The organism is Halovivax asiaticus JCM 14624 (genome assembly GCF_000337515.1).
In the GTDB taxonomy this organism is placed as follows: domain Archaea; phylum Halobacteriota; class Halobacteria; order Halobacteriales; family Natrialbaceae; genus Halovivax; species Halovivax asiaticus.
The window spans coordinates 67261-88836 of record NZ_AOIQ01000008.1; the positions used below are offsets into that span (position 1 = coordinate 67261).

Annotated in this window: 24 protein-coding genes and 1 other RNA gene; 9 read left to right on the forward strand and 16 right to left on the reverse strand. The window is 65.8% G+C overall.

All coding sequences use genetic code 11. The features are described 5' to 3' along the window. The gene (locus C479_RS16210) at window positions 1–150 is read right to left on the reverse strand and encodes a hypothetical protein (RefSeq protein WP_161607159.1); all 150 of its coding nucleotides are present in this window, start codon (window positions 148–150) and stop codon (window positions 1–3) included. A 352-nt stretch (window positions 151–502) separates the two neighbouring features. Here C479_RS16210 and C479_RS04185 point away from each other — a divergent pair, with 352 nt between their 5' ends. Then, window positions 503–1783, forward strand: coding sequence for an MFS transporter (locus C479_RS04185; protein ID WP_152415799.1), 1281 nt, complete (start codon window positions 503–505; stop codon window positions 1781–1783). Between the two features lie 28 nt (window positions 1784–1811). On the opposite strand, the gene C479_RS04190 is transcribed toward C479_RS04185, so the two are convergent. From C479_RS04190 to C479_RS04220, 7 genes are all read right to left on the reverse strand, one after another. Beyond that, the gene (locus tag C479_RS04190) at window positions 1812–3290 is read right to left on the reverse strand and encodes an MATE family efflux transporter (protein WP_007698339.1); all 1479 of its coding nucleotides are present in this window, start codon (window positions 3288–3290) and stop codon (window positions 1812–1814) included. Further along, entirely contained in the window at window positions 3287–4021 is a 735-nt protein-coding gene (locus C479_RS04195) for a TetR/AcrR family transcriptional regulator (RefSeq protein ID WP_007698342.1), read from the reverse strand. Before C479_RS04195 ends, C479_RS04190 begins: the two co-directional genes overlap by 4 nt. A gap of 134 nt (window positions 4022–4155) precedes the next feature. Further along, window positions 4156–5043 carry a sulfurtransferase gene (locus tag C479_RS04200; RefSeq protein ID WP_007698345.1) on the reverse strand — a complete coding sequence of 296 codons (888 nt, stop codon included), beginning with the start codon at window positions 5041–5043 and terminating at the stop codon, window positions 4156–4158. Window positions 5044–5246: 203 nt separating this feature from the next. Next, complete coding sequence (locus C479_RS04205) at window positions 5247–6716, reverse strand: sodium:solute symporter family protein (protein WP_007698348.1); 1470 nt, start codon at window positions 6714–6716, stop codon at window positions 5247–5249. Then, window positions 6713–7048, reverse strand: coding sequence for a hypothetical protein (locus C479_RS04210; protein WP_049907081.1), 336 nt, complete (start codon window positions 7046–7048; stop codon window positions 6713–6715). Before C479_RS04210 ends, C479_RS04205 begins: the two co-directional genes overlap by 4 nt. Before the next feature lie 195 nt (window positions 7049–7243). After that, the gene (locus C479_RS04215) at window positions 7244–7444 is read right to left on the reverse strand and encodes a hypothetical protein (protein WP_007698353.1); all 201 of its coding nucleotides are present in this window, start codon (window positions 7442–7444) and stop codon (window positions 7244–7246) included. A 103-nt stretch (window positions 7445–7547) separates the two neighbouring features. Beyond that, window positions 7548–7880: a BsuPI-related putative proteinase inhibitor gene (locus C479_RS04220; RefSeq protein ID WP_049907082.1), complete on the reverse strand. Its 333-nt coding sequence runs from the start codon at window positions 7878–7880 to the stop codon at window positions 7548–7550. A 235-nt stretch (window positions 7881–8115) separates the two neighbouring features. Here C479_RS04220 and C479_RS04225 point away from each other — a divergent pair, with 235 nt between their 5' ends. Together C479_RS04225 and C479_RS04230 are read left to right on the forward strand one after the other, a co-directional pair. Then, window positions 8116–8880: a DUF2797 domain-containing protein gene (locus C479_RS04225; RefSeq protein WP_007698359.1), complete on the forward strand. Its 765-nt coding sequence runs from the start codon at window positions 8116–8118 to the stop codon at window positions 8878–8880. Between the two features lie 72 nt (window positions 8881–8952). Beyond that, window positions 8953–9333 carry a hypothetical protein gene (locus C479_RS04230; RefSeq protein ID WP_007698362.1) on the forward strand — a complete coding sequence of 127 codons (381 nt, stop codon included), beginning with the start codon at window positions 8953–8955 and terminating at the stop codon, window positions 9331–9333. A gap of 152 nt (window positions 9334–9485) precedes the next feature. On the opposite strand, the gene C479_RS04235 is transcribed toward C479_RS04230, so the two are convergent. From C479_RS04235 to C479_RS04245, 3 genes are all read right to left on the reverse strand, one after another. Beyond that, window positions 9486–11225 (reverse strand): ABC transporter substrate-binding protein, encoded by a 1740-nt coding sequence (locus C479_RS04235; protein ID WP_007698364.1) that lies wholly within the window; start codon window positions 11223–11225, stop codon window positions 9486–9488. 122 nt (window positions 11226–11347) lie between these two features. Further along, window positions 11348–12235 carry a phosphatase PAP2 family protein gene (locus C479_RS04240; RefSeq protein ID WP_007698365.1) on the reverse strand — a complete coding sequence of 296 codons (888 nt, stop codon included), beginning with the start codon at window positions 12233–12235 and terminating at the stop codon, window positions 11348–11350. Further along, the gene (locus tag C479_RS04245) at window positions 12235–13977 is read right to left on the reverse strand and encodes an ABC transporter substrate-binding protein (RefSeq protein ID WP_007698366.1); all 1743 of its coding nucleotides are present in this window, start codon (window positions 13975–13977) and stop codon (window positions 12235–12237) included. Before C479_RS04245 ends, C479_RS04240 begins: the two co-directional genes overlap by 1 nt. Before the next feature lie 399 nt (window positions 13978–14376). Here C479_RS04245 and C479_RS04250 point away from each other — a divergent pair, with 399 nt between their 5' ends. Then, on the forward strand, window positions 14377–14652 hold the full coding sequence (locus tag C479_RS04250; RefSeq protein WP_007698367.1) for a ribonuclease P protein component 4: 276 nt from the start codon (window positions 14377–14379) through the stop codon (window positions 14650–14652). 73 nt (window positions 14653–14725) lie between these two features. Then, window positions 14726–14974, forward strand: coding sequence for a YhbY family RNA-binding protein (locus C479_RS04255; protein ID WP_007698370.1), 249 nt, complete (start codon window positions 14726–14728; stop codon window positions 14972–14974). A 25-nt stretch (window positions 14975–14999) separates the two neighbouring features. Here C479_RS04255 and C479_RS04260 read toward each other — a convergent pair whose 3' ends face one another. The 3 genes from C479_RS04260 to ffs form a co-directional block, all read right to left on the reverse strand. Beyond that, window positions 15000–15971: a DMT family transporter gene (locus tag C479_RS04260; protein WP_007698373.1), complete on the reverse strand. Its 972-nt coding sequence runs from the start codon at window positions 15969–15971 to the stop codon at window positions 15000–15002. A gap of 115 nt (window positions 15972–16086) precedes the next feature. Continuing rightward, the gene (locus tag C479_RS04265) at window positions 16087–16827 is read right to left on the reverse strand and encodes a helix-turn-helix domain-containing protein (RefSeq protein WP_007698374.1); all 741 of its coding nucleotides are present in this window, start codon (window positions 16825–16827) and stop codon (window positions 16087–16089) included. A 363-nt stretch (window positions 16828–17190) separates the two neighbouring features. Beyond that, an RNA gene (ffs, locus tag C479_RS15750) (signal recognition particle sRNA) lies at window positions 17191–17502 on the reverse strand. 200 nt (window positions 17503–17702) lie between these two features. On the opposite strand from ffs, the gene C479_RS04270 reads away from it, so the two are divergent. The 3 genes from C479_RS04270 (at window position 17703) to C479_RS04280 (ending at window position 19678) form a co-directional block, all read left to right on the forward strand. Then, window positions 17703–18053, forward strand: a complete 351-nt coding sequence (locus C479_RS04270) for a DUF5798 family protein (RefSeq protein ID WP_007698376.1) — start codon at window positions 17703–17705, stop codon at window positions 18051–18053. A 65-nt stretch (window positions 18054–18118) separates the two neighbouring features. Continuing rightward, window positions 18119–19096 (forward strand): PLP-dependent cysteine synthase family protein, encoded by a 978-nt coding sequence (locus C479_RS04275; protein WP_007698378.1) that lies wholly within the window; start codon window positions 18119–18121, stop codon window positions 19094–19096. 174 nt (window positions 19097–19270) lie between these two features. Continuing rightward, the gene (locus C479_RS04280; protein ID WP_049907083.1) at window positions 19271–19678 is read left to right on the forward strand and encodes a hypothetical protein; all 408 of its coding nucleotides are present in this window, start codon (window positions 19271–19273) and stop codon (window positions 19676–19678) included. A 30-nt stretch (window positions 19679–19708) separates the two neighbouring features. On the opposite strand, the gene C479_RS04285 is transcribed toward C479_RS04280, so the two are convergent. Then, window positions 19709–19918 carry a ribbon-helix-helix domain-containing protein gene (locus C479_RS04285; RefSeq protein WP_007698383.1) on the reverse strand — a complete coding sequence of 70 codons (210 nt, stop codon included), beginning with the start codon at window positions 19916–19918 and terminating at the stop codon, window positions 19709–19711. A gap of 152 nt (window positions 19919–20070) precedes the next feature. Between C479_RS04285 and C479_RS04290 the strand changes: the two genes are divergently transcribed. Continuing rightward, window positions 20071–20400 (forward strand): DUF5789 family protein, encoded by a 330-nt coding sequence (locus tag C479_RS04290; protein ID WP_007698391.1) that lies wholly within the window; start codon window positions 20071–20073, stop codon window positions 20398–20400. Between the two features lie 75 nt (window positions 20401–20475). Here C479_RS04290 and aglJ read toward each other — a convergent pair whose 3' ends face one another. Then, window positions 20476–21510, reverse strand: coding sequence for an S-layer glycoprotein N-glycosyltransferase AglJ (gene aglJ, locus C479_RS04295; RefSeq protein WP_007698393.1), 1035 nt, complete (start codon window positions 21508–21510; stop codon window positions 20476–20478). Between the last annotated feature and the right edge of the window lie 66 nt (window positions 21511–21576).

The following is a 21576-nucleotide window of genomic DNA, read 5'->3' on the forward strand; positions in this document are numbered from 1 at the left end:
TCACGGGTCGACCGGCGCCGGGCAGACGGCGACGAACAGCGCGGTCTCACACAGCCGGCAGGTCTGTGGTGCTTCCAATCTGGCGTACACCAGGCCACAGGTTTCACACGCGTAGAACTGGCGAACGGCTTCGGCTCCGGAATCGTCCATGAGGCCCGTAGGTCCCCAGTGACGGAAGCCTCGTGCCGTCGGTCGCCTGCTCGAACGAATCGGACGCCGACGGACGGCTGGCGCTGATCGAGAGTCGGACAGCGAACCGACAGGCGTATCGAAGGCGAGCGGGTGTGTCGAAGCCAGCGGAAGTGGCTCTGCGCTCGCCGTGTGAAAAGGGCCGACGCCCGAGGGGGGACACGGGAATGGGATGCGAACCTGGGGCGTTGCGGCCGGGCTATAGTCGGTGGTAATTCCTCAAAAAGGTTCGGCAGACGGATGTCTGACGGTGCGGTATCGACAATTCGTTACGGTTCGAAACATATACGCCGGATCGGTCGAACCACCCAGCGTGGCCGAGTCCAGCACCCAGTTCCGCGCACTGTATCTCGCCAGGTTCGCCGAGGGCTTCGGCTTCATCACGCTGATCACGTTACTACCGGCGTACATCAACCAGCTCGACCCGTCGGGGGTCTCCGTGCTGGGCCTCACGATCAGCGCCGGACTCGTCGTCGGCCTCTACACGACCGGGTTCACCCTCGCACAAACGGTCGCGGTGATCCCGCTGGCCTGGGGCGGTGATCGATTCGACAAGCGATCCGTCCTGCTCGCCGTCCTCGGTGCCGGCGTCCTGGTCTACGCCGCGTTCCCATTCGTCGATTCCAGCGCGTCGTTCATCGCGGTACGGGCCCTGCAGGGGATCGCCGTCACCGGAGCCGGCCTCATGACCCTCTCACTGGTCGGCCAGCTCGCTTCGGCCGAGACGCGGGGAAACCACATCGGGAAGGCCAACGCGGCGAGCTTCGCGGCCTCCATCGTCGGTGGTATGAGTGCCGGCGGGATCTACGATGCCGTCGGGTTCGGCCCCGTCTTCGCGATCATCGTCGTCATCATGGGCCTCGCCTGGCTCGTGGTCTATCACTTCCTCGAGCCCGACGAAACCCGCATCGAGGGGTTTCCGTTCAGCGACCTCGCGGTCAACCGCCGAATCGTCACCCTCTCGACCTTCCGTCTTCAGTACGCGTTCGCGGTGACGCTCGTCCGAACGTGGATCCCGATCTTCGCCGGCGTCGCCGCGGCGCAGGGTGGACTCGGATACGGGGGCGGACTGGCCGTCGCGCTCACCGTAACGAGCGAGAAGTTCACCAACATGTGCTGTCAACCGTTTACGGGGCGCCTCTCGGATAGCCACGGGCGCGCACTGTTCGTCTTCGCCGGCGGAGCCGCCTACGGCCTCGTGGCGCTGATCGTCCCGTTTTCGCCGGCGATCGGCGCGGCACTTGGACTCCCGGGAGAGGTAGTGATCTTCGGCGACGTCTCGCCGGCGTTCGTCCCGCTCGTCTGCCTCTCCGCCCTCCTCGGCGTCGCGGACAGTTTCCGCGAACCCGCGAGTATGGCGCTGTTCGCCGACGAAGGCACCGAGGACGGCGGCGTCGCCTCCAGTTTCGGCATCCGCGAACTCGTCTGGCGCCCGGGCAGCGTGATCGCCCCGCTGCTCGGCGGCTGGCTCATGTACGAAGTGAGTATGGCCTCCGTCTTCTACGTCGGCAGCGCGTTCGCGCTGACCGGCGCAGGGACCTTCCTCGCCGTCCTCGTCTGGCTCCACGGCCCGCGGGCGCTGACAGCGTGGTAGGGTGGGAACGGATCAGCAGCCGAAGCAATCAATCTCCTGCGACGGGCGTCGCCACGTCGTCCGTGACGACGTTGTCCGTCCAGGTCCCACGGAGGAACCACAGTCCCGTGACGATCGCCGAGGCGACGAACGAAATGGCGACGGCGTACCAGACGCCGACGACGCCCATCTCGAAGGCGACGACGGCGACGATCGCGATCGGGATCCGCCAGACCCACAGCTCCTGGACGGAGAGGACCATCGCGGCCTTCGTCGACCCGCTCCCACGGAGTCCGCCCAGGAGGATCTGGAAGACGCCGAGGAAGACGTACGACGGGCCGGCGATGAAGACGTAGGCGGCGGCGTACTCGATCACCACGTCCGCGTTCTCGGCGTCGGGCGTGATGAAGACGCCTGCGATGGCCTCGGCGTAGGGATAGGCGATCGCGATGACCACGACGAAGACACTGACGATGACCACCGAACTCAACTTGACGGCTCGCTTCGCCCGGTCGACCTGATCGGCTCCGAGGTTCTGCCCGACGACAGTCTCTGTGCCGCGAGCGAGCCCCAATGCTGGCATGAACAGCAACGAGGACAGTCGCGTGACGATCCCGTACGCGGCGACCGCCTCGGTCCCGGCGAGAGCGATGATCGCCGTCAGAACGGTGATGCCGAACGCCCGAAAGCCCTGCTCGGTGGCGGTCGGCGCGCCGATATCGAGGATTTTCCGGACGGTCTCGCGTTCGAGCCACAGATCGGACAGCGACGGATCGAGCCCGACGCGCCCCGAAAAGAGCAAGAACAAGCCGATGACCGCCGCGACTGCCCGCGAGAAGATCGTCGCGATCGCCGCACCGTCGACGCCCCAGCCGGTGAAGCCCGTCGCGGCGTACAGCGACGACTCGAGATCGGTCAGCCCGAGCCAGGCGAACAGCGGGTTGCCGTCGAATCCGAGGATCAAGACGGGGTCGATCACGACGTTCAGGGCCACGCTGATCGCCATCAGGTACAGCGGCGTTCGGGTGTCGCCCCAGCCGCGCGAGAGCGCGTCGAAGATGAAAAACCAGAACATGAAGGCGATCCCGACGAACATGATCCGGGTGTAGCCGACCGCGAAGGCGTAGGCGTCGCCGCCCGGATCCGCACCCACCATCTGCATGAGCCACGGTGTCAGGAGGTAGCCCACCGTGGCGAACGCCAGCGCGACGACCGTCACGAACGCGAGTGTCTGGCCGGCGATGTGACTCGCGCGAGCCGTCTTGCCCGCACCTTTGTTTTGAGCGATGAGCACCGTCCCCGCGACGGTGAGTCCGCCGCCGACGCTGATCATCAAGAAGACGACCGCCCAGGAGTACGACAGCGCCGCGATGGCGTCGCCGCCGAGCCGGCCGACCCAGAACGTGTCGGCCATGTTGTAGCCGACGTTCAGCACCTGCGAGCCGACGATGGGCGCCGACAGCACCATCAGGGGCTTGAACAGGTCGCCGTCGGTGACGTTGACTGACCGGTCCGTCTCCGAGCTCATTCGGCGTCCTCGTGCTCACTTGCCGCGTCGGCCGTCGCGGCCTCGGTACGATCGTCCTGTCCAGCGCCATCCGGAGCATCTTGTTCGTCACCGGTATCCGCGAACCGTTCGTCCGGCGGAAACGTAACCGCCGGTTCGTCGGGATACGTCGTCTCCGGTGCCAGGATTTCGGTCTCGATGTACTCCCTGGTCGCCACGTAGGCGTGTTCGCTGTAAGTTGCTCGCCCCAGCGTGAAGTGACGTACCCGCGCCCCGACGAACGCGCCCAGGAGGAAGTCGGCCGCGGTCGACGGGTCGTGATCGACGAACGCGCCGGTCTCGATACCCGTCGTCAAGATATCGACCAGCGTGTCGCGTAACGCCTCGTCGCTCTCCCGTAACTTCTCCTGGAACAGTTCGTTGTACGGTGCCTGCGCGCGCAGTTCCAGCATCGCCGTGTGATGGCCGGTTCCCTCGGCCGTCGAGATGTCGAACCACCACTCGACGTACGCGGCGAGGCGCTCCTCCGGTGGGAAGCCGTCGAGCGCCTCGGCACGGTGCCCGTAGCCGGCGAGCAGATACTCGATGAACGATGCGAGCAAGTCGTCGACGGAGTCGTAGTGGTAGAACAGCGACCCCTTGCTCATCTCGGTCCGATCGGCGATCCGCTGGGCGGTGAGGTCACTGTAGCCCTCCGCACAGAGCGCCTCGTACGTCGCCTGCATGATCGCGTCGCGTGCGTCGTCAGTCACTGACTGACTGGTTGGTCAGGGACCGGTATACCCCTTTCGGCTCGAAACATTACCGTGTCGTGCGCACACGGCACACGATCGAACGTTGGCCAGCCGATCGGCGAGGCTGGCCACTCACCGGACCCGACTGGGCGTCACTCCGCCTCGCCGGTCTCGATCGGAGCCCGGATGATGTTCCCCCACTCCGTCCAGGATCCGTCGTAGTTCTGCACGTCGTCGAACCCGAGCAGTTCGGCAAGGACGTACCACTCGATCGACGAGCGCTCGCCGACGCGGCAGTAGGTGACGACCTCCTGGTCGTCCTCGATTCCGACGTCTCGGTAGAGTTCGCGCAGTTCGTCGGGGTCTTTGAACGTACCGTCCTCGTTCAGCACCGAGGTCGTGGGGACGTTCTGCGCGCCGGGAATGTGCCCGCCGCGCTGGGCCGTCTCCTGCAGGCCCTCCGGCGCGATGACCTCACCGGTGAACTCCTCGGGCGAGCGAACGTCGACCAGCGGGACGCCAGTGTCGACCGCCTGCTCGACGTCGTCCCGGTAGGCGCGGATGTCCTCGAACGGGCCGGACGCAGTGTACTCCTGGGGCGAGAACTCGGGGACGTCCGTGGTCAGCGGATAGTCGTTTGCGACCCAGTAGGGCTTGCCCCCGTCGATCACGCGAACGTCGTCGTGGCCGTAGTACTTGTACTCCCAGTAGGCGAAGAGCGCGAACCAATTGGGGACGCGCCCGCCGCCGTAGATGACGACCGTCGAGTCCTCGGTGATCCCCGCCTGGGCGTTCAGTTCCTCGAACGCCTCCTTCTCCAGGAGGTCTCGCTGGACCGGATCGCTCAGGTCCTCGTCCCAGTCGAAGAATGTCGCCCCCGGAATGAGGCCCTCCTCGTAGGGTGTGTAGTCCGAATCCGCCGTTACCGTCGGGTTGTTGACTTCGAGCAGTCGGTACGCGGGATCGTCCGACTGAAAGTCATCGAGGTGATCCTCGACCCAGTCCGCCGTCACGAGTGCGGTCGTATCGTGGTCCGTCATGCAGTCGGTCCTACGGAAGCCAGTCAAATAGTGCTGTCAGTGGGGTCCGGATTCACCGCGGGCGCTGACGCCGGCGAGAGCGAAATGTCGGACGGACGGGCGCGGACCGGACCGCACGGCCCATCAGCACCGATTCGGAGACGTCCGGCCTTCCGGAAAGTGTTGCCGAGTCCGGCCACACAGTCGGGCGGCCAACCGCACGATCACTCTCGATCGAGGACGATCGATCGGCTGTAGGCGCTAATCGAGCGAGCACCGGGCGTCGCGGTGAGTACGCTCACCCCGACGAAGATACCGTAGGCGACGAGGACGCCGACGAACCCGTAGTGCATCCCGAAGGTGTAGACCGGTGGGATGACCTCGAGGAAGAACAGGATCGTCACGCCCGGCCCGAGCACGAGCGACGCGACGCCACCGGCGACCGTCGCACCACGCCAGTAGGCACCGAGGAAGACGGGGGCGGTCGTCGTCGCGAAGCCGACGACGGCGAACGCGATCAGGTCGAAGATCCCCGCCGGTTGGGCGAGGGCGAGCAGGACCGACAGGACCACGGTGGCGATCAGGAACCCCTGCGTCACCGCCACCTCGCGCTCGTCGCTCGCGGCCGGCTCGACGACGACCCGGTAGACGTCCCGGCTAAGCATCGAACTCATCGTGAGTGCGACCGAGTCGGCCGTCGACATGATCGCCGCCGTCGCCGCTGCCATCGCGATCCCGAACACGACCGGGGACGAGATCGCCTCGATGAACACCGGGATCACGTGGGTGGTCGGATCCGGGACCGAGACGACCCCCAGCGCCCACGCACCCAGCAGCGTCCCGAAGAGATAGATGGGGATCGCAACCAGCGCGAACAGCACGCCCGACCGGCGCAGCGTCGTCTCGTCGGCGGCCGAGAAGTACCGCTGTATCGTGTGCGGGTAGCCAGGGACGCCGACCGTGAAGGCGAGGGCGGCGGTCGCGATCGCGAGCGGTGTCCAGGTCCCATCCGGGCCAGGGAGAGTGAAGAGCGACGGTTCGACCGTCGCCGCCTCGGCCGCGATGGACGCGCTGTCGAGGCCGATCATCACGTAGCCGACGACGCCGGCCAGGACGACGAAGAGGACCGTCGACTGGACGACGTCGGACCAGACGACGCCGCGGTAACCAGCCAGATGGACGTAGACGATCATGAACGCGGCCATGACCAGAATAGCGGCCGTGTACGGAATGTCGACCAGCGTATCGAGGGCGACACCCCCGCCGATGAGCTGGCCAGCCAGCATCGCGATCATGAAGATGCCCGTGACGGCGAGGTAGACGATGCCCAGGGCCGGACTCTCGTATCGGTCCCTGACGTACTCCGCGGGCGTGAGTACGTCACGTTCCCGACCGATGCGATAGAGCGTCACGCCGACCGACGCGAAGACGAACGTGTAGAAGACGGCCGCGAGGCCGAGAAACGAGAACGCGCCGAGCCCGGTCCCGACCGTCCGCGCACCGATGCCGAAGACGGTGAACGCACTCAGGACGGTCGCGACGAGCGTCAGCGCGAGTGCGAGCGGGCCGACCGTCCGGCCCGCGACGTAGAAATCGGCGGGCGTTCGCTCGGTAAACCGGCCGGCGTAGACGCCGATCACCAGCATCAGGGCGAGGTAGCCGGCGAAGGTCACCTGCGCGATCGACGCCGTCACGCGTCACCACCCGTCGTGGACGAGCCACCGTCCGACTCGGGCGAGGTACCAACCGACCCGGACGAGTTACCATCCATCGGCGTCGACGCCGCGGACGCGTCCCCACCGGCGATCAGCGAGATCGCGAGCCAGGCCAGGGCGAGCAACCCACCCAGGACGGCGAGTTGAACCCACAACCAGCCGGGAATCCCCCAGTACAGTCCCGTCACCGATTGCACGACGAAGAGGTGGCCGATTCCCACTACGAGTACGACGATCCCCAACCCCCACCCGACCAGCCGCCTGCGCGACCGATCGGCCGACGATTCCACGTCCGTAGATGTGCCCCGCATCGAGCGTGTCTCGCGGGCCAGCCGAGAAAGGTGTTTCCACCGGCGACTGACCGCGAAGGCGGCTGTAGCGCTCTCGTCGACGGGAGCCACGGCGAATCGCCAATCGGAGTCACCAGGCTACCGACGATCGGTCGGACCGGACCCAGCCGGGCACCGTGGCCGGCTCCGGCGATCACCTCATTCACACCCCGACGGTCACCCCGACCGGACCCCCTCGAGGGCCGCCGATCGGGATCGATAGCCGAAGCCGACGGCGTCACACGCGAGACACGACCAGCGGTACTCGCCGTGGAAGCCCCGAATCGTCACGGTCGAATCACACGTCGGACAGCGCTTCGACCGACGTCGGTCACGTACCCGTTCTAGCACCTCACCAACCGTCCGTCCGTTCGCCATTTCACCAGTTTCAGGGACGCCCGCACCATATGCTTTCTCTCTCGGAGCCGCGAGTGGCCAGGAGCCACGCAGCCGGCTCTCGGCGGGACAGGACGGACGAGCCTCAGATCGAGAGCGTCGTCTCCGCCTCGCACGAACAGTTTGCCGCCGTGAGTTCACCGACGGCGGTGTACGATCCCGGCTGCGGGTCGTCCCACGTCACTTCGAACGTCCGGGTCTCGCCCGGGTCGAACTCCTCGCTGCCGAGCACCTGTGTGAACATTCGCCCGTCGGTGTAGCGCCAGATCTCCGTCCCGTCGTCCACGACGGCCACGTCCGCCCGGCACCCGTTACGAAACTGTGCCGTGACGGGATCGTCGCCCGTGTTTTCGACGGCGAGCGTGAACTGGACGGTCCCATCGGCCGACGCCGCGTCGAGCCTTCCTTCGAGTGTCATACGGGGGATTTCCGGTACGTGTTCGTAAATCTTTGCCACAGTTGGGCCGAACCGCGGCGGATCTGTGGTCGACGGTTCCCCAGTGTAGAACGCAGTCGAACGGTCGGTCCACGACTCACCAGCGACGGAGCGGTGGGTCGGTAACTGCACCGACCGCCTCGGCGGCCACCGATCCTCGGGTGGCGGGGACGGCCTAAACGCCACGCCTATAGGAACCCGCGGCGTAGCGTTCGGCGTGCAGATCGTCGGCTACGAACGGTCGGGACGCGGATCCTCGCTGCTTGTGAGTGACGACGGCGACCTCTCTCGCACGGCGCTCGAGCGTGACGCGACCCTCGAGTTCGGCCTCGGTGATCGCCACTGTGCGGGGACCATCGATTACGAATCCGGCGACCACGTCCCGTGCGATCGCGACGGGGCGCCGTACTGCGACGCGCACACATCGACGTGGGTCTGTGCGCGCTGCACGGGGACCTGTCTCAAAGACGAGATGGACTGTTACGCGGACCACGCCGTCTATCTCGCCGCGTTCGCCCCGACGACGTTCAAGGTCGGCGTCACCCGGCTGGAGCGACTCGAAACCCGTCTCAGAGAACAGGGCGCCGATCGGGCGGCCCACATCCACACGGTCTCAAACGGCCGGATCGCCCGGGAGCTCGAGGCCGAGATCGCGACCGATCTCACCGACCGGGTCCGGATCGAGCGCAAGATCGAAGGACTCGCCGCCGACATCGACGATGCGGCCTGGGAATCGGTGCTCGCGACGTTCGACCCGATCGAGTGCTTCTCGTTCGACTACGGCCTCTCGCTTTCGACACAGCCGGTCACCGAACTCGTGGGAACGGGTACCGTCGTCGGCCTGAAGGGGCGGCTCCTCGTCCTCGAACGGCGTGGAACGACCTACGCGGTCGACCTCCGGGAACTGGTCGGACACGAACTCGACGCGGACGATGCGACGGCCGACCGACAGTCCTCACTCGGCGCCTTTGCCGGTGACTGAGTTCGACCCGCGTCCACCGACCACTCCATAGCCATGACAACGTTTTTCCGACCCGCAGGTGAATTCGCGGGCATGTCGGACGATCCTACCGAGGATGCGACGGACGAGGGAACGGGCGAGGACGACGGCGAAGAAAAGTCGTTCCGCGAGCGCGTCGAGGAGATCCGAGAGAAACGCGAGCAGGAAGGCGGCGACGACGCCCCCGAGAGTCCGTTCGGCGGCGGCGGCGGTGGCGGAATGGGCGGCGGTGGCATGGGCGGCGGTGGCATGGGCGGCGGCAACCCCTTCGCACAGATGATGGGCGGCATGATGGGGGGCGGCCCGGGCGGCGGTGGCCCAGGTGGCGAGGCCGGCAACGAAGAACTCACCCGCGAAGTCCGTCAGCTCCGCGACGAGGTTCGCGACGCGACGCGACAGCTCCAGCGCATCGCTGACGCCCTCGAAGACGACTGACGCGAACAGCCGTTTCGGTATTTTCCGGTCGATCGTGACCCAGTGCTCGCCGTCGAACGACGTGTGTGAGCGAGGCTGTGTACTGATCGGCTCCAGGCACGTTCTCGCGTCGATCGAAACCGGTCACCGACGGTCTACAGCCGCCGTAGCGGTTACGAGCGAACGAGCAAGTTTCCGTCGTCGTCGTACCGGTGGCCGATCGACCTGAACTCGTTTCGCACGGCGTCCACGTCGAGTTCGCCGTCTTCGCCGAGGAACGGCGTCACCGGGTCGACCCCGTCCCATGCGAGCGAGTCGGGTTGCCAGGGTTCGCCGAGCGGCGACGCCACCGGTGTGGCCGCACCGGCGAAGACCGACTCGACGAGCGATGGCTTGTCGAGGAGACCGGCGATCGTCCGACGGAAATTCGGGTTCAACAGTGGGGCGTTGCGGGTGTTGTACCCGATATAGTAAAGCGACTGGCTGGGGCGTTCGTGCGTGACCAGGGGTGGCGCCGCGGTGTACGAACTCGCCATCACGGGATCGAGTGCCGACAGCGTCAGGTCGGCCTCACCGTCTTCGATCGCCGCTACCGCCGCCTCGGTGTCTTCCGTAACGGTCACTTCGAACGTGGTGATCGGCGTCTCCGGAAGCTCGGCAGTCGTCGTGAAGTGGTCACCGTTTCGGGAGAGGGTGAGGCGCTCGCCTTCCTCACGGTCGTCGAACGAGAAGAGGCCGCTCCCGATCGGGGGAACGTTATCCGTGACGACGGCGACCGTCGCGCCACTCGGCGTCTCCACGTCGACGAACTCGGCCGACTCGGTCCGGTCCCGCCAGAGATGGGCCGGCAAGATCGGGATCGTGAACGCTTGCTCTGTGGCGGCCCTCCCGGCTTCAGGCGTGATCCGAACGCGGTGGTCATCGAGACGGGTGACGTCCGCAATCGCCGTCGCCAGGCCCCGGTAGAGTGGTGCGGGAATCGGCGCCTCGGCGGAATCCATCGACGTGTCCGCCAGAAAGTCGTACGTGAACGCGACGTCCTCGGCGGAAACCGGCTCACCGTCGTGCCACGACGTCTCGCGGAGTGTCAGCGTCGCAGTGCCGTCATTCCACGTCCAGGAGTCGGCCAACCACGGGCGTACGTCGCCGTCGACGGTCGTGGCGAGGGAGTCGTAGAGGAGATCGTCGATCGGCGAACGTGAGTGACGACCCCCGATTCCGAGCGGATTGAAGTGACGCGTCACGCGTTCGTCGGTCACGACGGCCCGAAGCGTCCCGTCGGCGGCGGTCGACTCGATGTCCACGAACGCGTACCGTTCGGAGAGTGGGTGGCGGTCGAAGCCGACGAATCGATCACCGTTCCAGACGTGACGCGACGTCGGCCGACACAGCGGACTGAAGGGTTGGTTGGCGGCAAACGATTCGAGCGTGTCTTCGACGGCCCGTTCGCGAGCGGCTCCCGTTCGGCGTCGCTGTCGGTCGAGATTCGTATCGAACGAGACGTTCGAGAAACCGTAGGGATTCTGCCAGCCCCACTCCGCGTCGAACCGGGTGTGCAACAGTCCGTACAGTGCCGACGGATCGGCGAGTCGCGGCGTTCGATCGACGAAGAGATCGAACTCGTGATCGATCAGAATCCGGCGGAGAAAGCGCGATTGCGGAAGCGTCTCTCGCTCGACGTCGATGCCGGCGGTCTCGAGCGCTGACTCGAGCCGGTCCGCCACGGCGGCTGCCTGGCGGTCGTCGGCGGGACTGACGCTCGCGACCGAGAGCGAGAACTCGTCGGCCGGGTCGTCGCGAAAGAGGTTCCTGAGTCCGCGCATACAGCCGGACAGTCCGAGGAGGCCACCAGCCGTCGCCGTCCCGAGCACCGTTCGCCGAGAGAGGGGAGACTCGAGGGTAGTCGAATCCATTCAGTTCGTTCACCGTTCGACGGGCTGACTATAACAGTATTACGCCCGAGCACGACGTGTGGACGATCACCCGACAATTCGGGGACTAATGGCCGTGCCAGCGCTTCGAAACTCGAGTGTCGCTACCGGTGCCTTCGTTCGTCAGCACTGTCACCGGTCGCTCTGACCCGATCGGCGACAGCGCCAAGACGGTCGTAGGCGGGCTGGAGGTGGCTGTCGACATCGTATCGGCCGATCAAGCGACACGAGAGCCAGACGCACGTCCCCGCCAGGAGCAGGCCTCCCAGGACGTCGATCGCCCAGTGAATGCCCAGATACATCGTCGAGAGCCAGACGCTCACGGCCAGGACGCTCGCCGCTGGGGTCCACGCGGGGAATTGCGATCGAGACCTGATCGCGAAGATCATGACGGTCGCAGAGAGCGACGTGTGAAGCGACGGAAACACGTTCGTGTAGTGGTTGATCTCTCTGGTGAGGAGCTGATAGGACGGTTCGAACGTATAGAGCATCGTCTCGACGTCGCTCCCGAAGTATTGTCGTGGGCCAAAGGCGTGGAACAATACGTACAGCGTGACGCCGATCGTATAGTTGAGTGCGTACGCACCGAGCAGACGCCGCAATTTCGTCGAGTCTTGCAGCGTGAAGTACATCACGACCGGGAAGATCAGCAAGAACACGTAGCCGTAGATGTAGATGAACGAGAAGTACTGTGTGAGCTGTGTCGAGGCGATCGTCTCGAAGACGAGAATGAACCGGCCCTCGATGACGTAGAAGAGGTCACCGACCCGGAAGCCGTACTCCTGGGAGATGGTGACGAGATCCTGCCTGGCGAGTTTGTTCACGATCAACACGGGGACGAGCGCGAGCGTCACGGGCAACGCAGCACGGACACGCGGTCGCCAGTTGCGAAGCGCCTGGAAGAGGGTACCGAACCCGATAACCTGCCAGATTGCGATCGCCAGCAAGAGCGCGACGATGACGGTAACCCGACTCAGGATACTGACGAGCATCAGTTGCCCACCACCAGTTCGTCCGAGTCGTTGTACTCGAAGCTCGCCTCGCGGAACAGATCCCGTGCGGCCTCGACGTCCACCTCACCGTCGGTGCCGACGAACGGCGTCTCCGGATCGGCACCCTCCCACGCGTAGTCATCCATCGCCGACGTATCGACTTTTGGGACCGAGAGTGGTTGTGCGTGACCGTGGAAGACGGTCTCCGCGAGCCACTGTCGATCGATCAGGGAGGCGACGGCCCGGCGGAATCGATGGTTGCTGAACGGGTGTTTCTGGGTGTTGAACCCGATCTGGTAATACGCCCACCCCGGATCGGTAATTCGGGTGGCCGTCTCCATCTCCTGGGTCTCGCCGATGACGTCGGCTTCGATCGGCGTAACGAGGGCCGAAGCGTCACCAGCGTCGACCATCTCGATCGCCACCGACCCGTTGGAGGCGTTTCTGAGGACGAGCGACTCGACGGGAACGCCCGGAAGGTCCGGATCCTCGACCGAGAAGTGTTCGTCGAATCGACCGAGCGTGAGCTGGTCCCCCTGTACCCAGCTCTCGAACTGGTATGGACCGCTCCCAACGTGGCTGAGCGACTCGGCCATGAGTTCCTCACGGAGCCAAGTGGCCGTCGAGGCCGTCTCCTCGTCGAGTTCGTCGACGAGCGGTCGCCAGACGTGCTCCGGGAGGATCGGAACGGTGAGGACGGACGTCGCCACCTCTCGGGAGGCGTCGACGGTACATTCGACCGTCTGGTCGTCGAGTGCCGTCGCTGAGGTGACCGCGGATGTCTCCCGGCGAAACCGGGGCGCCGGGACCGGGGAGTCCGCTCGCCCGAGCGAGAGGTCGGTGAGGAATTCGAACGTAAAGGCGACGTCTTCGGCAGTGAGCGGTTCGCCGTCGTGACACGTCAGGTCGGGCCGCATCGTCGCCGTGAGCCGTCCGTCCTGCCACTCCCAGTCGCGAGCCATCCAGGGAGACAGCCCGTCACCCGACTGGGTCGCCAGCGAGTCGTACAGAAGCGAAGTGATTGCACCCGTATGGCGGTAGTGAGTGGCGAGGGGATTCAGGTTCTGCGTCGGTCGGGCATCCGTGACGAGGCCGTCGAACTGATCGACGTCGGCGGCCGGATCGAGATCGACGTAGCCGAGTCGGGTCCGAAACGACTGACGATCCCAGCCGGTGAACTCCTCGTCGTTGACGGCGTAGTAGGCCGCAGGCGCACAGACCGGGACGAACGGCTTCGTGGCAAGGAAGCTATCGAAGACGGACTCGATCGCGGTGGTCCGGTCGGTTCCGGTCGCGTGTCTGAGTTGTTCGAGTCGCTCGTCGAGATCGATGTTCGTCACCCCATAGGGGTTCTGCCACCCGGGCTCGTACGCGAACGTCGAGTGGAAGAGCTCGTACAGCCCGTCAGGTCGCGGTGTTCCGGGATACCGACCGACAAAGATGTCGAAGTCTTGGTCTATCAAGACCTTCTTTTCGAACTGGGCAGTCGTCCTGAGATCCGGAGTGACGTCGATACCGGCCGCCCGAAGTGACGATGCGAGGTGTTTGAAGATCCCATTGCTCTGGCGATCGTCGTCGTCCGGAACCGTCGTGATCGTCACCGAAAGCTGATCGCCCCACGACGCGACCTCGGTGAACAGTTCCGTGCAACCGCTGGTCGAAAGGGTAACCCCGGTCCCGACGGTCGCGAGAAACGCCCGACGAGAGCGTCGACCGCTCGAATGCGGTCCGGTTCCGGTCATGCTGTCTTACCTCGGTTGTGTCTTTCGGCCCATAACTACATTACGACAGGCAGATAGCCGTGCGAACAATTCACAGAGTCCGGCCAGTGAACGGCTATCAAGCCAATTTCCCCCCGCAGAACGACCACGTGGGCCACTCGGCCAGGAGGGGCCCGGTCCGACTCGCTCGCGCGGAGAGTTGCGGCCGAACGCGCGGGCCGGTCGTCGCCTGCGACCGGCTACCGGCCGAGATGTGCGCGGTGAGAGACGGTGGCGATGGCAACCGAACTGCATACTACCATCCCCGTACTCGTGTCGACCCTACCAGTCTTGTGGTTCGGCTCGCAACCCCAGACCCAGCGGGATCACACGGCCCCGGAGAACGAAACACCGATTTACGTGGCCCGTCGCGGTGTACGTGTGAGTATTGCTGCGGAACGCCTAGAGCGGCTCGAAGCACTCGCAGCCGCGGCCGCAGCCGAAGGAAACGACGATCGGGCCCGTTCGTACGTCCGGCTGGCGAGGCGAATCGCAGAACGCAACCGGCTCGCACTGCCGCGATCGTTTACCCGGTTCACCTGCGACGCTTGCGACGCTTACCTCCGACCGGGCGCCAACGCCCGTGTCCGACTTCGAGACGGACACGTCGTCGTCACCTGCGACTGTGGCGAACAGGCCAGATATCCGTACGAGTGACGCCACACGACGGCTAATCGGCGCCGCGTCGCGAGACGGGCCATTCAAACCCCGGCCGACCGTTCGTCCGGTCATGGACGAGACAGAGCGCACGTCGCGCGCACACGATCTCGACGTGACCGTCTGGGTCGGGAAGCACGGCATCGAGTCAGTCGTCGACGAACTGAACGACCAGCTGGCAGATAACGACCTCGTGAAAGTGAAGTTCTTGCGCGCCGCTCGGGCCGGAACCGAGACCGACACGCTGGCGGAGACGCTCGCGGACGAGGTGAACGCATCACTGCACGGGGTCCGCGGTCACACAGCTGTCTTCTATCGATAGATATCGCGCCGACGAGAGACTGCTGCTAGTCCCCGGACGGATCGGTCTCGGTCCGCTCGGCGGTCGTTCGTGCTCCTGGCGACGAGGGGCGATCGGGCTGTCCCACCGACGTAAGGACGACACCCGCACCCATGACGATCGCCCCGACGACGAATCCGGGACCGAGTCGCTCACCGAGGAGCGTCGCTCCCAGCGCGGCGCCGACCACGGGCTGGGTGAAGAAGAACACCGAGACGACGCTCGCGTCGACGCCTTCCAACCCCTTGTACCAGAAATACCAGGCGCCGGCAGTCCCACCGACCCCGAGGTACGCGACGGCCGCCAGGACCGACGGCGTGACCGGCCCGATCGACGCCTCCGTCGCGAGGAGTTCGACGGGGACCGCAAGTCCCGTTATCGGGACGGCGACGGCGCAGGAATAGGTCGCCGTCTCCAGTGCCGAATACCGCTGAACGAGTGGTTTTCCCCAGACGGTGTACGCCGCCCAGGTCGCACTCGCTAGCAGGAGCATGCCGACGCCGCTTACCCCACCACTGCGGAGCGTCGATGCGTCGTGCTGGCCGTAGAGGACGATCCCGGTGCCAAGCGTCGCCAGCACGATCCCGAGGCCAAGGCGGCGGGAGAGTCGTTCACCCAGGACGGAGACGCCGAGGAGAATCGTAAACACTGGCGTGAGGACGGTAACGAGTGACCCCTGACTCGCCGTTGTCATCGCGGTCCCGAGAAACTGCGTCACGATCGACGCCGCGACTACGGTTCCGAGCGCGACGAAGCCGCGGACGTCCGCCCGCGAGAATCGCCGCTTCGGGGCGGCGTATCGAACGACGACGAGCAGCGTCGCCGCGCCGACGGCGATCCGACAGAACGCGAGCGTCACCGGCGGGACCGCGTCGAACCCCCACTTGCTCACGACGTAGAGGCCGCCCCACAGCGCGGCGGCTGCCATCGGGGCCAGCGCGTAACCGACTCGCGAGTTACCATTCCGAACGCGCGCCATTGCGGAGACGAACCTGCGTGTCACGTCTCTATCGAGGGACCGGAGCCCGGTGGACGCTCTCGTTAGGATGTTAACCGGGTGGCGAACGCGGAACTGACCAGCGATCGGCAGTTCGTCACCACTCCGACTCCGGGCCGGCCGGCCGACCGCGGTCGGCGACGGACGCGAGTTCGGCGACCGTCGGCGCGAGTAATTTCCGTTCGGCCCGCCTGAGCGTCTTCGAGACTGCCGCATCGGAGATGTCGAATTCGACCGCGAGGTCGCCGAGCGTGACACCGCGTGGAACGTCGTAGTACCCGGCGTCGACGGCCCGATGGATCGTCTCCCGTTCGGTCGACGTCAGCCGACGGGCGCCCGACAGCACCGTCGTTCCGACCGACTCGGCCCGGAGGTTCTCCAGTGCCGTCGCCGGGTCCAGTCGGGTTCGCTCGCGGATCTCGTACTCGTCCGGTTGCTCGTCCAGTTCCGCGAGGGTCGACTCGGCGGCACGTTCGTCGTCGAACCCGATCGTCCAGCGCTCGCTGCCGCCTGCGTTCTCGAACGGGCCCGTGAGATAGCCGTCGTTCTCGCGGAGGGTCCCCATCACGTCCGTCGTCCCCATCGTCACCCGAGCGCGCGCCGCTGGCCCCTCCTTCGCGAGTAGGTCGAAGCTCAGCACCGCCTCGTGGTCGCGAACCACGGACAGTCCCCGTTCGACGTCGGTCCGACTGGCCCCTTCCGCCAGCACTCGCATCTCGAGCCGGCCCGTCCCGTGGTCGTAGTGCCAGTGCGGTGTGACGAACGCCACGTCGTGGGCCCCGCTCGCGGCGCTCAGCGGACAGTCACACTGGCGAACCGAGAGCGAGAGACCGATCATACCCGAACCCACGCGACGAACCCATAATCGAGTTGCGGTCGCGGCGACACCTGACGAGGCGACCGATCGAGCGTGTAGAATTTCCGAGAGGCAGTGCTCACGTACAATGGCAGTGGCGGCCCGGAGCGCGTGATCGCGCCAGCGATCCGCGCGACGACGGGGAAGGGCAGGCCGTCTATAGGGGAGTTACCGTGAGCGAGGGCGCTAGCCGAGCGAGCGGGCCGACAACTGACTCGGAGCGAACGAAGTGAGCGGAGAGGAAGGCGGAGTGCTTTTGATCGACCGTTTACCGAGTGACGGCACGCTGTGCAGTAGCGGAGCTACTGTCAGCGTGCCAGAGCACAGCGTAAAAGGTCGGTATGAATGCGGACGGCCACGCTTGCCCGGCGTTCCGGCCGGGGGAATCCCGGTTGCCTCCTCCACCCCGCAACCCGACGAGCGACAGGTGTCCGACGGTCCACTGCTCGCTTCCGCGCCTGATGGGCTGTCGCCGGCTAACCGCGATGGGACGTCCCTGCGGACGATCATCGCGGACCGCTGTCCCCGATGGACGAGGCTTCCACGTTGGCTCCCGGGGCCCCGGTCGGGCTGACCGGACGCCCGCGGTGTTCGGTCCCCGCTAAAGGCCATATCGCGGGTGACGAGCAGGGCCTAGCTGCCCGACCTAGTCCGGGCGATCCTAGGCAGGTCCGACTTAAGGACCTTTCGCCTCTACGATCACCAGACTGCGGCGACGTTCCCACTCCCGAACGGAGTGGTATCCGCGCAGGACATGCGGGCGTGTCACTCAGCGGCGACACGCAACCGACCCAACGCTGGTACCATCGGAAATCCGAGTGGAAAGAACCAACTGGCTGGATCACACAGGTGGACGTATGGGATTAGGCTCGACGGCGAAGAAGATCCAGCTCGTCTCCGAGAAGGCCGAGCAGATGTACAATCAGGTCCAGCAGCTCCAGCAGCGAATCATGAACCTGGAGGGCGAAGTCGACGAGACCCACGACACGGTCACCGATCTCGAAGCCGACGTCGCCGAACAGCGCGCGCTCCTCGAAGCGATCGCGGAGGACCGCGGCCTCGACGTCGAGGCGATTCTGGCCGAAGTCGCGACCGACGATGGAACGGAACCGGCGGGTGAGGACGACACGGAGACGGCACAGACCGACGGCGATGGAACGGCGGGAGACGGGACCGACGCCACGGCCGCGTCCGAACCGAACGCCTGATCGACCGCCGGGTGGGTTCCGCTCGATAATAACAGCTATCACCCGGGGCAAACGTTGCCTCGAACATGACCGAACACGATCGAGCGCTGTCGTCGGTGCTCGACACCGTGGGGAACACGCCGCTGGTCTGTGTGCAGGCCGGGCCAGCAGACGTCTCCATCTACGCGAAGCTCGAATCGTTCAACCCTGGCGCGAGCGTCAAGGATCGAATCGGCGCCTACATGCTAGAGCGATTGCTCGAACGAGGCGACGTCGGCGAAGGCGGCACCGTCGTCGAACCCACTGCTGGGAACACGGGGATCGGGTTCGCCGTCGCCGCCCAGCAGCTGGGTCTCGACGCCGTTTTCGTGGTCCCCGAGCGATTCAGCCTCGAAAAACAGCAACTCATGCGGGCGCTGGGTGCCGAGGTCATCAACACGCCCACCGACGACGGCATGGGTGGCGCGATCGAGCGCGCCCACGAACTCGCCGACGAGCTGGACGACGCGGTCGTCCCCCAGCAGTTCTCGAACCCGCTCAACACGGAGGCCCACTACGAGACGACCGGGCCGGAGATCTACGACGCGCTGGACGAGGTCGGCGCCGTCGTCGCCGGCTGTGGAACGGCAGGGACGCTCATGGGAATCGCCCGCTACGCGCGCGAACAGAACCCCGACACCTACGTCGCGGCGGTCGAACCCGAGGGCTCGCTCTACGGCGAATTCCTCGGCGAAGATCGATCGGAAGGCGAGTACAAGATCGAGGGAATCGGTACCCACAATACCGACACGAACGAGCTATTCGAACCGGAACTCGTCGACGAGGTCTACCCGATCCCGGACGAGCGCGCACACGAGGAACTCAAACGACTCGCCGCCGAGGAGGGCCACCTCGTCGGGTCGAGCGCCGGTGCGGCGAGCGTCGCGGCCCGACACGTCGCGTCCCGAATCGCCGACGGCGAGATCGACGCCCCGCACGACTCCGTCGTCACGGTCTTTCCCGATTCCAGCGAACGCTACCTCTCGAAGGGAATCTACGGCTCGTTCGAGGAGTGGAGCGGGTGAGCCGCCCCGAATCAGCGCCTCGTCGGCTCGCCCGAATTGCAGGACATCTCTGACACGCCCGAACGGTTACGGCCATCGCGGACGATGGACACACATGCAACTTCCGGTGACCGACTCGTGACCGCCAGCGCAGACCCGGGTTCAGGACCGCGAACCGTCTACATCACGACCGGGATGGTCGAAGCGTTGCTCGAACTGGCGAGTGTCAACGATCCCGACCCGGTCTCGACCGGCATCTCGACCGTCCCGGCCGGCGAGCTCGACGGCGACCGCGTCGAATCGTTCGACCCGGCACAGCCCGTCTTCGCCGAGTATCTGCTCCCCGATCCGGGGAACTCGCTCACGCACGTCTTCGGCGTCGAACTCTCGACGCCGAACCGGAGTACGCAGGGCCGGTTCGTCTCGCATCCCGACGGCGTCCTGGACGTGACGCTCCGCGACGATCTCGGCGCGGTCGTTCTCGTAGCCGTCCCGCCGTGGGAACCCGACGAAACGTCCCTTCGTGCCTTCGATCGGTCGGGCGACCGGCTGACGCTCAAGGTACTCGACGCCGAACCACCGGAACGGCCGTTCGAGGACTGAATCGACGCCGCCAGCCGCGAACCCACCGCCTTACTCCAGGTAGCCCAGGCCGCGGAGCTGTTCGGCGATCTCCTCGAACTCGGATTCGGTGAGTTTGCCGGAGCGCTGGTGCTGGATGACGATGCTCCGAAGCAAGAAGCGGACCAGATCGCTCGTCGACGTAAAACTCGTTCCCTCGATCGTCTCGTCGACGCGTTCGGCGAGCTCCTTCGGAATCGAGACCGTCGTGTACTCGGTCATGGCGGGATATCGCCGTGGATTCCCAAAGAGATGTCGACAACCGGCGTTCACAGACCGCCGCGGAATCCACCCCGTCTGCCGACCGACGGGTCGCCGTCGACCGGCGTCGCGCAGCGTAGCGGTTTTTTGTGGGGAGTCCCCTACCTTCGACCATGGGAGTTCGGCCGCCACAGGGAGGCGACGATACGGAGCCCGAAACGATCGAATTCGGCATCGCCGCAGTCGACGCCCGATTGCGCGACGCCGACCTCGACTTTCCGGCCTCGGCCGACGCCGTCGACAGTGCGCTCGGCGACCGGCCGGTCCCGTACGACCCAGCCGGTTCGACGGTGTCGCTCTCGGAAGCGCTCGCCGAGGTGGACGCGAACTCGTTCGACTCCCGGCAGGAACTATTGAACGGACTGCATCCCGTGTTCGAGGCGTATCGAGCCAATCGTGGCGCGTCGCTGGTCGGCCGGCTTCGTGGTCTCTTGCCGTTTTGAGTGGAGGATCGGGTGGCCGCGTTGACGGATTGGGTAACTGCGTCGCCGGATCGGGCAACTACGCCGTCGGTTCACTTACTCGTCGTCGCGATCGTGCTCCCCGTGAGCGGGTCGATCGGCCGAGTGCGTCCGTTCGACGCGACTGAGACGCTGGAGTTGCCGGCGCTGATCGCGGTGCAACGAGACGATCATATCGGAGAGGACGCCGAACATGAGCAACTGCACGCCGAGCAATATTGCGGCCGCGCCGACGAGGGCGAGGATGTTGTGACCGACGTCGTTGACGAGCCACTGCGTGAGGACGAACAGCGCGACGGTCGCGCCGACGACGATGCTGGCGAGCCCGAGACTCCCGAAGAAAAAGAGCGGGTTGTTGGTCCGGGCCAGCGAGTACAGCGAGACGATGATCCGCCCGCCGTCGCGGACGGGGCGTAAGTTCGTCTCCGAATCGTCCGGCCGGGCGCCGTAGCTGATCGGGACGACCGTCGTATCGATTCCCTGCTTGACACACTCGACGGCCAGCTCGGTCTCGATCGTAAAGCCGTCCGCCGACGGCGAACAGCGTTCGAACGAGTCGACGGTGAATGCCCGGTAGCCCGAGAGGATGTCGGCGTACTCGGCGCCGTGGATCGTCGTGAACGAGCGGTTGATGAGTCGGTTGCCGACGCGATTGAGACGGGTCATCGCGTCCGGGTCGATGTCGGCGAATCGGTCGCCGATAACGTGTTCGTAGCCGCCGGCGAGCGGTTCGAGCATCCGTTCGGCGTCCGCGGGGTCGTACGTCCCGTCGCCGTCCAGCATGAGGACGTAGGCCACCTCGACGTACGCCATGGCTTCGCGAATCGCTTGCCCCTTTCCCTCACCCGATTGTTCGACCACGCGAGCGCCTGCCTCGCGGGCAATGTCTCTGGTCTGGTCGGTCGATCCACCGTCCATCACGAGGACGTTGTCGTACCCTCGCGCTCGAAAGTCGCTCACGATGTCGCCGATGGTCGCCGCTTCGTTCAACGTCGGGAGGAGAATGCAGACGGACGATTTCGGAACGCCGGGCGACTGCGTTGGCGCCGGCTGGTGGGCGCGCGTGCTCGCTCCGGCCGCCTCGGGGGACATTGGCGGGACCTCGGGCCGGCGACCCAAAAAGGCTACTGGTCGGTGGGTGCCCGCCGGGAACGGCGT